10 protein-coding genes, 1 other RNA gene and 2 other annotated features are annotated in these 15,167 nt (G+C 51.2%); of the genes, 1 reads left to right on the top strand and 10 read right to left on the bottom strand.

Features of this window, described 5'->3' with window-relative positions; genetic code table 11:
• Positions 1–85: 85 nt before the first annotated feature.
• The 6 genes from alaS to cymR all read right to left on the bottom strand — a co-directional run bounded on the left by alaS (position 86) and on the right by cymR (position 9,068).
• Entirely contained in the window at positions 86–2,710 is a 2,625-nt protein-coding gene (alaS, locus tag AC4EHJ_RS01290; RefSeq protein ID WP_490973796.1) for an alanine--tRNA ligase, read from the bottom strand.
• Between the two features lie 48 nt (positions 2,711–2,758).
• Positions 2,759–2,969 (bottom strand) — a binding site (T-box leader).
• A 227-nt stretch (positions 2,970–3,196) separates the two neighbouring features.
• Positions 3,197–5,653, bottom strand: a complete 2,457-nt coding sequence (recD2, locus tag AC4EHJ_RS01285) for an SF1B family DNA helicase RecD2 (RefSeq protein ID WP_490973795.1) — start codon at positions 5,651–5,653, stop codon at positions 3,197–3,199.
• A gap of 43 nt (positions 5,654–5,696) precedes the next feature.
• Positions 5,697–6,371: a tetratricopeptide repeat protein gene (locus tag AC4EHJ_RS01280; RefSeq protein ID WP_490973794.1), complete on the bottom strand. Its 675-nt coding sequence runs from the start codon at positions 6,369–6,371 to the stop codon at positions 5,697–5,699.
• On the bottom strand, positions 6,371–7,489 hold the full coding sequence (mnmA, locus tag AC4EHJ_RS01275; RefSeq protein WP_490973793.1) for a tRNA 2-thiouridine(34) synthase MnmA: 1,119 nt from the start codon (positions 7,487–7,489) through the stop codon (positions 6,371–6,373). The genes AC4EHJ_RS01280 and mnmA overlap by 1 nt, the downstream gene beginning before the upstream one ends.
• A gap of 14 nt (positions 7,490–7,503) precedes the next feature.
• Positions 7,504–8,637: a cysteine desulfurase family protein gene (locus AC4EHJ_RS01270; RefSeq protein WP_490973792.1), complete on the bottom strand. Its 1,134-nt coding sequence runs from the start codon at positions 8,635–8,637 to the stop codon at positions 7,504–7,506.
• A gap of 14 nt (positions 8,638–8,651) precedes the next feature.
• Positions 8,652–9,068 (bottom strand): cysteine metabolism transcriptional regulator CymR, encoded by a 417-nt coding sequence (gene cymR / locus AC4EHJ_RS01265; protein WP_490973791.1) that lies wholly within the window; start codon positions 9,066–9,068, stop codon positions 8,652–8,654.
• A 136-nt stretch (positions 9,069–9,204) separates the two neighbouring features.
• On the opposite strand from cymR, the gene AC4EHJ_RS01260 reads away from it, so the two are divergent.
• Positions 9,205–10,488: a replication-associated recombination protein A gene (locus tag AC4EHJ_RS01260; protein WP_490973790.1), complete on the top strand. Its 1,284-nt coding sequence runs from the start codon at positions 9,205–9,207 to the stop codon at positions 10,486–10,488.
• Between the two features lie 137 nt (positions 10,489–10,625).
• Here the strand turns inward: AC4EHJ_RS01260 and AC4EHJ_RS01255 are convergent, their stop codons facing one another.
• From AC4EHJ_RS01255 to hisS, 4 genes are all read right to left on the bottom strand, one after another.
• Positions 10,626–11,390: a tRNA threonylcarbamoyladenosine dehydratase gene (locus AC4EHJ_RS01255; RefSeq protein ID WP_490973789.1), complete on the bottom strand. Its 765-nt coding sequence runs from the start codon at positions 11,388–11,390 to the stop codon at positions 10,626–10,628.
• A 110-nt stretch (positions 11,391–11,500) separates the two neighbouring features.
• A non-coding RNA gene (gene ssrS, locus AC4EHJ_RS01250) (6S RNA) lies at positions 11,501–11,685 on the bottom strand.
• Positions 11,686–11,739: 54 nt separating this feature from the next.
• A complete protein-coding gene (aspS, locus tag AC4EHJ_RS01245) occupies positions 11,740–13,515 on the bottom strand; it encodes an aspartate--tRNA ligase (RefSeq protein ID WP_490973788.1) in 1,776 nt (591 codons plus the stop codon).
• A gap of 2 nt (positions 13,516–13,517) precedes the next feature.
• Entirely contained in the window at positions 13,518–14,828 is a 1,311-nt protein-coding gene (gene hisS / locus AC4EHJ_RS01240; RefSeq protein WP_490973787.1) for a histidine--tRNA ligase, read from the bottom strand.
• 27 nt (positions 14,829–14,855) lie between these two features.
• Positions 14,856–15,105: a binding site (T-box leader), on the bottom strand.
• Between the last annotated feature and the right edge of the window lie 62 nt (positions 15,106–15,167).

Below are 15,167 nucleotides of genomic sequence, written 5' to 3'. Positions count from 1 at the left end.
AAGCACCTCGTTTCGGATTTAGATAGGAGAATTTGACTCTCGCTGCCTGACTTACATTATAAACGATAACCGGCATTTATAAAACCTATTTGAGCTGTTCGTAGACAGATTCCAGAGCCGCTTCCAATTTTTCAGGATTTTTAGCGCCTGCCATCGCCATATCAGGGCGGCCGCCGCCTTTGCCTCCGCATTGCTCAGCTACATGTTTGACGATTTGGCCGGCATGATAGTTCCCGCCTGCCAAATCTTTTGTAACACCTGCGATCAGCATGACTTTGTCGCCGTCGACAGCGCCTAGAACGATTACCGCTTTGTCGAATTTCTGTTTCAAATCGTCCATCATCTGGCGCAGCTGATTATTGTCTTTTGCTTCGACTTTCGCTGACAAGACAGTGATGTCATTGATCTGACGAGCCGCAGTCAAAATTTCAGACGACTGTGCATTGGAGATTTTCGCCATCAGCGATTCGTTTTGGCGCTGCAATGATTTCATTTCCTGCTGGAACGATTGAACTTTCTGGACCATGTCTTTCGGTGAAGACTTCAAAAGCGAAGCGGCTTCTTCCAAAATTTGTTCCGTTTCCCGCAAGTTTTCGTAAGCGCCTTTTCCGGTAACCGCTTCGATCCGGCGTACGCCAGCACCGATGCCGCTTTCCGAAACGATTTTGAACAAGCCGATTTCCGCTGTATTCATAACATGGACGCCGCCGCAAAGCTCTTTCGAGAAATTGCCGATTTCCACAACACGGACAATATCGCCGTATTTTTCACCGAATAAAGCCATCGCACCCATTTTTTTCGCTTCCTGCAAATCATGGAAGCCGGTATCGACTGCGATGCCGTTCCAGATTTTTTCATTGACGATTTGTTCGATGTGCGTGATTTCCTCTTTGGTGACGCCTCCAAAATGCGAGAAGTCGAAACGCAGGCGGTCTGGCCCTACGTAAGATCCTGCCTGATTAACGTGCGTACCCAGAACATCTTTCAGCGCTTGGTGCAATAAATGCGTTGCTGTGTGGTTTTTCACCGTGTGGCGGCGCTGGGAAGATTCCACTTCCGCTGCCACTGAACCAGCCGTCAATTCGCCAGAATCGATCCGGACAGAGTGGAGGTTCTGGCCATTCGGCGCTTTTTTAACGTCCAGCACAGTCGCCTGCACCAGATCGTTGCCAAGCGTTCCGCGGTCGGCAATCTGCCCGCCGCTTTCCGCGTAGAATGGCGTTTTGTCGAGAATGACTTGCACTTCGTCGCCTTCTTGAGCACTTTCTACCACATCACCGTCTTTAACGATGACGAGCACAGACGCTTCTGCAAGCGTACGGTCATAGCCGATAAATTCGCTGGCCACTTTGATATTGCCTAAGACTTCCGATTGCGTCTGCATCGAATTGACGCTTTGGCGTGCTTTGCGTGCACGGTCGCGCTGCGCATTCATCGCCGTTTCAAATCCGGCGTGGTCGATTGCCATGCCTTCTTCTTCTGCGTATTCCTCAGTCAATTCAACCGGGAAACCGTACGTATCGTAAAGACGGAAAGCATCTTCTCCCGGAATTTCGCTGCGCCCGGCAGCTTTTTGTCGAGCTGCAACTTCTGACAAGATCGCCAAACCATCGTGAAGTGTTTCATGGAAACGTTCTTCTTCCAGCTTCATTACGCGGATAATGAAATCCTGCTTGTCGGTTACTTCCGGATAGAAATCCTTCATGATTGCGCCGACGACAGGGACCAACTCAAACATGAACGGTTTTTCGATGCCCAGCTTTTTCGCATAGCGGACAGCGCGGCGCAACAGCCTGCGCAGGACATAGCCGCGGCCTTCGTTTGATGGCAATGCGCCATCGCCGATTGCAAATGCTACAGTGCGGACATGGTCAGCGATGACTTTGAACGCCATATCGGTTTCGACGTCTGTGCCGTAGCGCACGCCGGAAATCTCTTCAGTTTTCTGGATGATCGGCACGAAAAGATCCGTATCGTAGTTCGTCGGCACGTTTTGCACGACAGAAGCCATACGCTCTAAGCCCATGCCTGTATCGATGTTCTGCTTCGGCAATGGCGTATACGTATTGTCCGGATTGTGGTTGAACTGCGAGAACACCAAGTTCCAAACTTCCAAATAGCGATCGTTTTCGCCGCCCGGATACATCTCAGGATCGCTTGGATCGCTGCCGTATGATTCGCCGCGGTCATAGAAAATTTCCGAGTTCGGTCCGCTTGGGCCTTCGCCAATGTCCCAAAAGTTGCCTTCGAGGCGGATGATGCGTTCAGCCGGCACGCCGACTTCATTGAGCCAGATGCTATAAGCTTCTTCATCTTCCGGATGAATCGTCACCGACAGCAATTCCGGATCGAAGCCCATCCATTTTGGATCGACCAGGAATTCCCACGCCCAATGAATGGCTTCTGTTTTGAAATATTCGCCGATTGAAAAGTTGCCGAGCATTTCGAAAAACGTATGGTGGCGCGCCGTTTTACCGACGTTTTCAATATCGTTCGTGCGGATCGATTTCTGTGCGTTGACGATGCGCGGATTAGCCGGAATCACCCGTCCGTCAAAATATTTCTTCAGCGTTGCTACTCCGCTGTTGATCCATAACAGTGAAGGATCTTCGAACGGCACAAGCGGAGCGCTCGGCTCTTGGTCGTGGCCTTTTTCTTTAAAGAATTCGATATACAATCTTCTGATGTCTGCAGCTTTCATGTTTTTCATATTTTCTCCTCCTAGCCATATTAAAAAGCCCCCATCCCTTGCGCTGGCGCAAGGGACGAAGGCTTTATTTCGCGGTACCACCCTAATTACACGGACAAAAAAACTCCGTGTCTCTCATTATGCCTTAACGCGGCTGTGACGGCAGGGATTAGCTGCACTCCGGAGTAGCTTTCCAAAACAGCGGGGCGAAGGTCCTTTCAGCCGGGGAACCTCTTTCTGAACGCGCGCAATTCTGTACTTTCTCCATCTGGGTGTTTGTGTATAAATGTATATCCTGAATTATATAGAAAAAGATTCCGCTATGTCAATAGCCGTGCTTTTTCTTGCGCGGAGGGTGCGTTTATTCCTTCAATTATTGAAATACGCCCGGTTGCCGCTCGAATACGCTCCATTGCGGTAGAAATACGCTCTATAAAATCCCGAATACGCTCCGTTTCGGAATAAATACGCTTCCAGACGAAAAAAAGCATCCGCAATGGGATGCTTTTAAGCTTCAATAAAATTTGCGGGCTTGATGCCTTCCATGCCGATGAGCGGATGAATGGCGTGGGCGTTTTCCGCCGTCAAGCTTGCTGGACCCGATTGGGTTGGCGCGGCACCTACTGGCACAGCCGATTTCTCCGCTGCAGCTTCTTCTGGCGCCCCTTCAACCACTTTAGGTGCAGGCGGCGCTTCCGATAGCTGCAGACGGCTTTTCAGCGTCGTCATGCGCTGCGTATCGTCAGTGCGCTCGACTCCGTAGCGGAACACCTGCGGATCGCCGCACAAGATCAAGAAATCCTTGCTGCGGGTGATGCCCGTATACAGTAAATTCCGGCGCAGCATTTTCATATAGCCGCGGACGATCGGCATGATGACCGTCGGAAACTCCGATCCCTGCGATTTGTGGATCGAGCAGCAATACGCCAGCGTCAGCTGGTTGAGGTCGCTGCGCTCGTAAGTCACTTCGATGCCGTCGAATGACGCGACGAGCATGTCCTGCTTCTCGACCGTTTCTTTTGCTTTTAGGATTGCCACGACTTCGCCCATATCGCCGTTGAAGACATTGCTTTCCGGCTGGTTGACGAGCTGAAGAATCTTGTCACCGATGCGGTACGTGATGTCACCGAACACCAATTCTTTGCGTTTGCCGTCGGCGTTCGGATTGACCATTTCCTGGATCATGCGGTTCAGCGCGTCAATGCCTGCAGGCCCTTTATACATCGGGGCGAGCACTTGAACATCTTTGATCGAATGCCCTTTCGCCAGAGCACTTTTGACGACTTTCTCCACGACCGATGCAATTTGGTCTGGGCCCGCTTTGATGAACGAACGATCTGCCGTTTTTGCGGTGATATCAGCGGGCAGCTGCCCGTTTTTCATTTGATGCGCGAGTTCGATGATCGAGGAGCCAGAAGACTGGCGGTAGATGTCGGTCAGCTCGACCGTCGGAATGCGCTTCGACTCAAGCAGATCTCGGAGCACTTGGCCAGGCCCGACCGGTGGCAGCTGGTCCTGGTCGCCCACGAAAATAAGCTGGGCATCTTCCGGCACCGCTTTCAGCAATTGATGCGCGAGCCACGTGTCGACCATCGACATTTCATCAATGATGATCAGGCGGCCTTCGATCTCTTTTTCGGTTTCTTCGTCTTTTTCCTGTCCGTTAAAGCCGAGCAAACGGTGGATCGTCATGGCTGGAAGCCCCGTCGACTCGCTCAGGCGCTTCGCGGCACGTCCCGTAGGTGCTGCAAGAATGATCGGGAACGGCTCTTTTTTCTTGGCATATTCTTTCGGGTCGAGCGACAAACCGTGTAGCTCAGCATAAACTTCAACAAGGCCGCGCACGACAGTCGTCTTACCGGTACCTGGTCCGCCAGTCAAAATCATGACAGAGGAATTAATGCTCGAGTCAATCGCTTCCACTTGGGTTTCCGCGTAGTTGACGCCGAGCCGCTCTTCCGCTTCGCCGAGCGCTTTCCGCACTTCCGACGCAGGGAAGCGGTCGCGGTTCGCCTGCGACGCTAGCATCGTTTCAAGCTTTGTCGCAATGCCGACTTCCGAATAATACAGCGACGGCAAATAAAGCCGGGTTTCTTCTCCCGACACTTTGCCTTCTTCATTCATTTCAATCATCGCTTTGGAAATCGCATCGATTGGAATGTCTTCCCGTTGGCTCGCTTCCAGCATTTCTTTGACTTGCGGGATGAGCATTTTCGCATCGACGTAGACATGGCCTTCCGACAGCGACGCCTGGTTCAGCAGATGCAGAATCGACGCCTTGATGCGGTCCGGATGGCTGCCGGTGATACCGAGCTTCGCACCGAGTTCATCCGCGCGGTGGAAACCGATCCCTTCGATTTCTTCAATCAAAATAAACGGATTTTTCGTCAAAATGTCGATCGTATCTTCGCGATAGGTCTGGTAGACGCGCATGCCAATCTGCGGGCCGAAGCCCCAGTCGTTGAGCTGGATCATGACGCGCTCCAACCCCAGATTCAGCTGCAGCGTCGAACGGATCGTATCTTTTTTTTCATCAGAAAGCCGCGGTACCGCATCGAGCGCTTCCGGATCTTCAAGAATTTTCTTAATGGCGTCTTTGCCCAATTTTTTGACGATCGTCTCCGCTGTTTTGCGGCCGATGCCATTGAACATATCGCTCGATAAATAATGCACAATCCCCTGCTCTGTTTCCGGCACTTCTTTCGTGAAGGTTTCCACCTGGAATTGGACGCCGTAGCGCGGATGGTTTTTCACAGCACCCGTAAAGCGGTAGGACTCCTCAAGCGACAATTTCGGGAAATAGCCCGAGACGATGATTTCTTTTTCCTGGTACGAGGTATTGGTTTCCTGGATTTTCACTTTCGCGATGGAGAATAAGTTTTGGGGATTGTGAAAAATCGAGACGACTGGCCTGCCCAGCACAAAGTACGTTTCTTCTTGGAATAAATCAATTTGTCCAGTCATCGTCGCCGTCTCCTTTCACAATGGTTAATGTTGTTTTTATGTTTTATTGCCGCTCTGCTGCGATCATGTCATACGCGTAGCGCGCCATTTCGTTGCGGTCGTCGAGCGTGTAAGCCTGCTTCAAATGATGCATTGCGTCTTCAACACGATCTGTCGACACGGCATACAGCACGCCCAGGTTGTAATGCGCATCGGCGTGATTGGCGTCGAGCGCCAGCACTTCCAAAAATTGCGGTTCTGCCAATGTGAACAATTCCATCGAGGCCAGGACAATGCCGTAGCTAAGGCGCGCTTGCACGTCGGTACCGTCAAGTTCCACTGCCCGTTGAAGGTAAGGCAGCGCCAATTTCGGCTGGTCCATTTTTTCGAAGCATTTGCCGATCATGAAAAGCGCATCCGAGCCTTCAAGTCCGTAATGTAATGCTTTTTCATAAAGCTTCAACGCTTCATCAAAGCGCTCCGCATTGAAATACAAGTTCGCAAGGCCGTAATAAGCCGTCGCGGATGTTTCATCAAGCGTCAGCGCTTTTTGGAAAAAGCGTTCTGCCCGCTCGACATCGTCCATCGATGTCAGCACGTGGCCGAAATTGATATAGCCGAGCGGATTTTCCGGCTGTTCTTCAATTGCTTGCGTAAATGCTTGGATTGCGGCTTCCGTGTCGCCTGCTTGCAGCGCTTGGATGCCGATTTCATTATAATTCATCGCTGATTGTCCCATTAGCCTACATACTCCAATCGCGCGCCGTTTTTGAAAACGCGGTCGATCGTCCCGCCGCCAAGGCATTCGTCGCCATCATAGAAAACGACTGCTTGCCCAGGCGTGATTGCCCGTACCGGCTCATCGAATGTCACAAGCGCTTCAGTGCCTTTCATTTCCACGGTAACGCCTACATCGGCTTGGCGGTAGCGGAATTTCGCTGTGCACGTGAACAGGCCTTGAGGCGCTGTATCCGATGTAAAGCTTAAGTTCACGGCGCTCAAGCTGTCTGAGAACAGGGCTTCGTGGTGGATATTCTGCCCGACGAACAAGATGTTCTTCTCAAGGTCTTTGCCGATGACGAACCACGGATCGCCCGCTCCGCCGATGCCGAGTCCTTGGCGCTGGCCGATAGTGTAATACATCAAACCGTCATGCGAGCCCATTTTCTTGCCTTCCATCGTCACCATCTCGCCTGGTTGCGCCGGCAGATATTGGCCGAGGAATTCCTTGAAATTGCGTTCGCCGATAAAGCAGATTCCGGTCGAATCTTTTTTTGTTGCCGTTGCAAGTTCCGCTTCCAATGCGATTTCACGCACTTTCTTTTTCTCCATATGGCCGATTGGGAACATGACTTTCGACAATTGCTCCTGGTTCAACTGATTAAGGAAATACGTTTGGTCTTTGTTGTTGTCCTGGCCGCGCAGCATTTTCGTTTCGCCGTTTTCTGCGTGCTCGACTTGCGCGTAATGGCCGGTCGCCAAATAATCGGCGCCGAGGCTTAACGCATGCTCCAAAAACGCTTTGAATTTGATTTCTTTATTGCACATGACGTCCGGGTTCGGCGTACGCCCTGCTTTGTATTCTTCGAGGAAGTACGTGAACACTTTGTCCCAATACTGCTTTTCGAAATTGACGGCGTAATACGGAATGCCGATTTGGTTGCAGACGCGGATGACGTCTTCGTAATCTTCCGTCGCGGTGCAGACGCCGAATTCATTGGTGTCGTCCCAGTTTTTCATGAAGATGCCGATGACATCATAGCCCTGTTCTTTCAATAAATAAGCGGCAACCGAAGAGTCGACCCCTCCGGACATGCCGACGACAACGCGTGTATCTTGAATTGCTTTTGCAGTCATAATATCTCACCTTTTCATTTAAGCGCTAAACGCTTGCAGATTTGTGCTGTTTTCAGTGCAGCTTCCTGCACTTGTTCAACGTCCAAGCCAAGCCCGAAGCTGAAGCGGATGGAATTGCGGAGCTCGTCCGCCTGTCCGCCGTACATGGCAACCAGAACATGGGACGGATCCATCGAACCCGCTGTGCAAGCTGAACCGCTCGAGGCCGAAATGCCGGCAATGTCGAGGTTGACCAGGAATGACTCGATGTCGACTCCCGGAATGCTGAGGTTCAGGATATGCGGCAGGCTGTGGGCCCCGTTTTCCTTGAAAGGGATGCCTTCGTCCGTTAAGACGTTTTTAAACCTGTCTTTAAACGTCAAATAAAGCGCCGTTTTTTCAGGCATAGTTGCTAGCGCGAGTTCCACCGCTTTAGCGAATGCCGAGATCGCTGGAACGTTTTCGGTTCCCGCACGGCGCTTGCGTTCTTGTTCACCGCCGTAAAAAAGCGGAGCCAAAGCGACGCCTTTGCGCTGGTACAGGAAGCCGATGCCTTTCGGGCCGTTCAGTTTATGCGCCGATACTGACAGCAAATCGACATGGAGCTTTTCCACATCGATCGGCATGACACCATAAGCCTGGACGGCGTCTGTATGGAACACTGCGTCCGTGCCTTGGAGCAGCATACCGATTTCTTCGATCGGCTGGACCGTCCCGACTTCATTGTTGCCGAGCATGATGGTCACTAAGATTGTATCGCTGCGCAACGCATTTTTCACGTCTTCTGCTCGCACAAGCCCGTTTTCATCAACTGGCAGATAAGTCACGCTATAGCCATCCCGCTCAAGTTTCTCGCAAGCATGCAAAACGGCGTGGTGTTCTACAGCCGACGTGATGATATGGCCGCCCGGCTTTTTCGCGGCAGTGCCGAAAATCGCCAAGTTATCGGCTTCCGTCCCACCGCTCGTGAAAATGATTTCCGGATCGTTTGCATTGATGCTCCGCGCGAAAACACGGCGTGCATCATCAAGCGCTTTGCGCGCGATGCGCCCCGTGCCGTGCATGCTTGAAGGATTGCCGTAGACAGTGCTGAGCGCCAGTGAAAATGTTTCAGCCACTTCCGGATGCATCGGAGAAGTGGCCGCATGGTCTAAGTAAATTCGATTCATGATTGATTAACTCCTTATATATAGAACATATAATTATCGTTTTCAGTTTCTTGCTGGTTCGCCAAATCATCGATCGACGTTGTATCCAAGACATTTTTCACGGCGTCGCGGATGCGTACCCACAATTCGCGCTGCGGCTGGTCTTCGTCTTCAATGCCTTCAACCGGCTGGATTGGCCCCTCGAGTACGCGGATGACGTCCCCTGCTGAAATGTCTTTCGGGCTGCGCGTCAGCATATAGCCGCCGTAAGCGCCGCGTACACTTTTCACCAGTCCGGAGTTGCGGAGCGGGCCGACCAGCTGCTCTAAATAAGCTTCGGACAAATTATAATCCGCAGCGATTTTACGCAGCGGCATCGGGCCTTCGCCGTAATGTTTTGCCAATGCGATCATAATAGTTAAGCCGTAGCGGCCTTTAGTCGATATTTTCATCGTTACACCTCGAAGTTAGTTTCCAATTATTCTTCCTAAAAGTATAGCATATCTCTGCGCAATGGACTTGCAATGACATTTATTTCGCGCCGCGATATACTGAAAGCGGAACGAATGTACGGAAGGGGTTTTACTTTTGCAAAATGAACCATTGGCGTTCCGCATGCGTCCTCGTACGATCGACGAAGTGATCGGCCAGAAAGACGTCATCGGACCGCATACGGCTTTATATAAAATGATCCACAACGGCCACGTGCCGTCGATGCTCCTTTACGGTGAGCCGGGAATCGGCAAGACATCGATTGCCCACGCTATCGCCGGCACCTCAGAACTGCCGTTCATCGCGTTGAACGCGACGACGTCCGGTAAAAAAGATGTCGAGGAAGTCGTCGCTGAAGCGCGCATCACCGGCAAAGTGCTGCTGTTTTTGGACGAAATCCACCGTTTCAATAAACTCCAGCAAGATGCCCTGCTGCCGCATGTCGAAAGCGGCGCCATCGTATTGATCGGCGCGACGACGGAAAACCCGTTCCACGACGTCAATCCGGCGATCCGCTCACGCTGCGGCGAAATCAAACAGCTCAAACGGCTGACGCACGCCGACATCGTCCAACTGCTGAACTCGGCGTTGGCCGAGCCGAAGCGCGGCCTCGGCAATTACGAAATCGAAATTTCCGAAACGCAAGTCAATCGAATCGCCGACGGCACAAACGGCGACGCGCGGAAAGCGCTGACGATGCTCGAATCGATTGTCGTCGCATCAGACGAACTCGACGGCAAATACATTGTCGAAGACCAAATGGTCGAACAAATGATAAAACGCGTCGGCGTCTTCGGCGACAAAAAGGGCTCCCATTATTTTAATTTATTGTCCGCGCTGCAAAAATCCGTGCGCGGCAGCGACGTCAATGCCGCCATGTATTATTTGGCGCATCTGCTCGAAAACGGTGACTTGACAGCGGTGACGCGCCGCTTGCTCGTCATGGCTTATGAAGACATCGGACTTGCGAGCCCGGAAGTCGGCGCGCACGTACTCGCCGCTTGCCAGGCTGCGGACCGCCTCGGATTGCCGGAAGCCCGCATCCCGCTCGCTCAGGCAGTTGCTGAAATGTGTTTGTCCGAGAAATCGAATTCCGCTTACAAAGCGATTGACGCCGCAATTGCTTCGATCAATAAAGGCGAAGTCGGCGACATCCCGATGCACCTGCGCGACACGCATTACGCCGGCAGCGCCGAACTCGGCCACGGCGGCTATAAGTATCCGCACGATACGCCACTCGGCACATTCGGCGGCTGGGCCGATCAGGATTATTTGCCGAAAGAAGTTAAAAACGCCGAATTCTACAAACCGATTATTGCCGGTTCCGAGAAGAAATTCGCCGGCATCTACGATAAACTGAAATCGTTCCGAAAAAAATAGATTGTTTGAGCCATTTCCGCATGCGGAAATGGCTTTTGTTTTGGTGATTTTGAAGTTTATGCGCGTCCAGAAACTTTTACGCGCGCTCAGCCGTTTTCAAATATAAAAGCCGGCTCATCGTGCGAGCCGGCTCCCTATTAATTATTTCGTACGCGGTTGATCGGAATCGATTTGGTGATGTCGTTGACAACCCAGCTCGCGCAGATCAAGCCGACCGCTGAAGGCGTGAAGGCGTTTGAACTTGGCGGCATCTGGGCTTTGCGGATTTCCGCTTCGGGTTTGCCTACTTTCCCGACAACATCTTCGCGGACGATGATCGGGCTTTCGTCTGAGAATACGACAGGAACACCTTTATAGATGCCCGATGCGCGCAATTTCTTGCGGATGATTTTCGCCAACGGATCGGTATGCGTTTTTGAGATGTCCACAATGCGGAAGCGCGTCGGGTCGGTTTTATTCGCCGCACCCATGCTTGAAATGATTCGGATTCCGCGCTTGACGCATTCCTGGATCAAATGGACTTTGTAAATCATTGTATCGGATGCATCGATGACGTAATCCGGCTGGTAGCTGAAAAACTCCTCGAACGTTTCTTCTGTATAAAACATGTGCAGCGAAATGACTTCACAGTCTGCGTTGATGTCTTCGATGCGCTTTTGCATGACGCCAGCTTTCGACTGGCCGACCGTTGATAAATTCGCAACTAGCTGGCGATTGATGTTCGTGATGTCGACGTTATCCTTATCGACCAAGATGATCCGGCCGACACCGCTGCGTGCGCATGCTTCTGCTGCAAATGAACCCACTCCGCCGATGCCAAGAATCGCGACTGTGGAGTTTCTCAACATATCCATGCCTTCTGTGCCGATTGCTAATTCGTTTCTGGAAAATTGATGTAACATGATTTGCCTACCCTTCAAAATAAAATAATAATGCAGATTAACCTACTAGGGATTATACACAAATAAAAACCCCCCGACAAATTGCCGGGAGGCGAAAATTTGAAATAACGGAGAATCCCAATCGTGCCGTCCGTTTTGGTGCGCATCGTTTTTGAACCCGCTTCAAGCAGGTGGGTGACCTCGTCATCACTTATAACTTCCGGTTAGGGCATGTTAGCCATGATGAAATCTGGTCTCCCGACGACAAAATGTTGGGTCAAAACTGAATTGCTCGTAACGAACACATCAGGATTCTCTACTACTTGTATGTTAGCACACCTTTTTTGATTCGACAACTAATTTATACTGGTTATTTTTCAGTATTCTGAACATTCAGAGATAGGCTTAATTCATCAAGCTGTGCATTTGATACCGGGCTCGGTGCGCTTGTCAGCAAGTCGCTGGCGCTCGCCGTCTTCGGAAATGCGATCGTGTCGCGCAAGTTTGTGCGGCCAGCAAGAAGCATTACCAAGCGGTCCAAGCCGAAAGCGATCCCTCCGTGCGGAGGCGTGCCGTATTCGAATGCATCCATCAGGAAGCCGAATTGCTCGCGCGCTTCTTCGTCGGAAAAGCCGAGCGTCTTGAACATTTTTTCCTGGATGTCGCGGCGGTAAATGCGCAGCGAGCCTCCGCCTAGTTCATAGCCGTTCAACACAAGGTCATAGGCCTGCGCGCGGACGTTCTGCGGCTCTGTATCCAATTTGTCGATGTCTTCTTCGAACGGCATTGTGAACGGATGGTGGGCTGCGTAGTAGCGGCCGTCTTTTTCATCGTATTCGAATAACGGCCAGTCCGTGATCCATAGGAATTTATAAACCGAGTTGTCGATTAAATTCAACTCTTTGCCGAACTTCATGCGCAGCGCACCTAATGCGTCTGCAACAACCGAAGCAGAATCCGCTACGAATAATAAAAGATCGCCGGCTTCTGCATCAGCGCGCAGGGTCAATGCTGTAGCTGCTTCGCCTTCGAAGAATTTCGCGATCGGCCCTTTAACGCCGTCCGCTTCAACTTTCAGCCAAGCAAGGCCTTTCGCGCCGTAGCGTGCAGCGAATTCGCCAAGAGCGTCAATGTCTTTGCGCGAGTAGTTTGCCGCGCTACCTTTGACATTGATCAATTTCACCTGGCCGCCGTTTTCGATGGCGCCAGAGAATACTTTGAATGATGAATCTTTTACCAGGTCCGAAACATTCACAAGTTCTAGGCCGAAGCGTACGTCTGGCTTATCCGAACCATAACGGTCCATCGCTTCGGTATAGCTCATGCGCTGGAATTGTGCATCGATGTCGACACCTTTGACGTCTTTCATCATGATGCCCATCAACCGCTCGTTCATTTCGATGATTTCTTCCATCGTCTTGAAACTCATTTCCATGTCGATTTGCGTGAATTCAGGCTGGCGGTCAGCGCGCAAATCTTCATCACGGAAACAACGTGCAATTTGGTAATACTTGTCAAATCCAGAGACCATCAGCATTTGCTTGAACAATTGCGGCGATTGCGGAAGCGCGTAGAATTCGCCTTCGTGGACTCGGCTTGGCACCAAATAATCGCGTGCGCCTTCTGGAGTCGATTTCGTCAAAATCGGTGTTTCCACTTCCAGGAAACCTTCATTGTCCAAGAAACGGCGGATCGATTTTGTGATGTCTGAACGCATTTTGAACGTTTCGTACATCGCCGGCCGGCGCAGGTCCAGGTAACGGTATTTCAAGCGCAAATCTTCGCTGACTTCCGTTTGGTCGTCAATTGCGAACGGCGGGTTTTTCGCCGCGTTGATGATTGTTGCGTGGTCCACTTGTACTTCGATTTTGCCGGTCTTCATCGCCGCATTAACTTGGCCATCCGCACGTGCTACAACAAGCCCTTCAATATGAATAACGAATTCGTTGCGCAGCGTCTCGCCGATTTCTGTTGCTGGCGCTGAAATTTCCGGATTGAATACTGCTTGCACGATGCCGCTGCGGTCACGCATGTCAACAAAGATCAAGCCGCCTAAATCACGGCGCTTCTGCACCCAACCTTTTAATGATACACGCTGCCCGATGGCGGCTTCACTGACTTCTCCACAATAATGTGTTCTCGACATATCTATTCCTCCAATGATTTCTTTTTCAATACCGTGCTGGCAATGTCAGCGAATAAAACCTCGTGCTGCTCGCCTGTTGCCATCTCCTTGACGTTTGCTTTGCCGCTTGCCATTTCCGTTTCACCGATGACAACAACAAATCCTGCTTTTTTGCGGTCAGCCGATTTCATCTGCGCTTTCAGCTTGCGCGCTGTATAATCCATATCTGCCGATAATTTATTCACACGCAAGTCTTTCACGACGCTGAATGCTTTTTTCTTCGCCGTTTCGTCCATCGCGATCACGTAGACGTCCAACGTGTCCGATAACCCGATTTCCACGTTTTCCATTTCGAGTGCCAATAACAGCCGCTCGATGCTCATCGCAAAACCGATGCCCGGTGCTTCCGGCCCGCCGAGGTCTTCGACAAGTCCGTTATAGCGCCCGCCGCCCGCTAGCGTCGTGATGGCACCGAAGCCTTCCGCGTCGCTCATGATCTCGAACGCGGTGTGGTTGTAATAATCCAGTCCGCGTACAAGATTCGGATCGACGACATAAGGGATATCGAGTTCTTCAAGATAGCCTTTCACTTCATCGAAATACTGGCGCGATTCTTCGTTCAAATAATTTGCCAATGAAGGCGCAGTGGCCATCAAAGGATTGTTGCGGTCGACTTTACAGTCCAGAATGCGCAGCGGATTTTTGTCCAAACGCGCTTGGCAGTCCGGGCAGAACTCAGAAATGTGCGGTGCGAAATGCGCCACCAGCGCTTCTTTATGTGTTAAACGGCTTTCCGTGTCGCCCAGCGAGTTGATGACGAGGCGCAGGCTTTTCAAGCCGACAGCACGGTAAGTTTCCATTGCGAGTGAAATCACTTCCGCGTCAATTGCCGGGTCTTTCGAACCGATCGCTTCCACGCCGAACTGCACGAACTGGCGCATACGACCGGCTTGTGGGCGCTCATAGCGGAACATCGGGCCCGTATAAAATAATTTCACCGGCTGGTCCGGCAAACCGAATAATTTATTTTCCACGAATGACCGCACGACTGAAGCGGTGCCTTCGGGGCGCAGCGTCAAACTGCGATCGCCGCGGTCCTTGAATGTATACATTTCTTTGGTGACGATATCGGTCGTGTCGCCGACGCCGCGTTGGAATAATTCCGTGTGCTCAAAAATCGGCGTCCGGATTTCCTTGTATTGATATAGGCGGCATAACTCAATAATTTTCTGTTCAACTTCCTGCCATTTGGCGGATTGGTCCGGCAGCACGTCGTATGTGCCGCGCGGCGCTTGGATATTCTTGCCCATTTTTTCCACTCCTTTTTTTTTCATACAAAAAAGCCCCCGCCCCTTGCTTTCGCAAGGGACGAGAGCTTTTGATAAGCTTCCGCGGTTCCACCCTAGTTGATGCCATGTAAATAATGCCAGCATCCTCTCATTCCGGGTAACGGCCGGTTCCGTCTTTTCCTAATAAACGCCAGTTGCGCCGTTCAGAAAGGAGCCTCTTAAGTGTTTTTCGTCGCAGATCCCTGCAGGAAAGTTTACAGCCTAGGACTTCCCCTCTCTTTTCAGTCGATCATGCAATTACTTTCTTCGTCAACAGCTAATATATAAGGATAATAAAGTTAATCTTAAGGACTCCCACAAATCTTGTCAACCTTTTTTGACAAA

The organism is Planococcus sp. TJ-301 (genome assembly GCF_058268475.1).
Note: the sequence above shows the minus strand (reverse complement) of the source record. Positions and strands in the feature narration are given on the sequence as shown.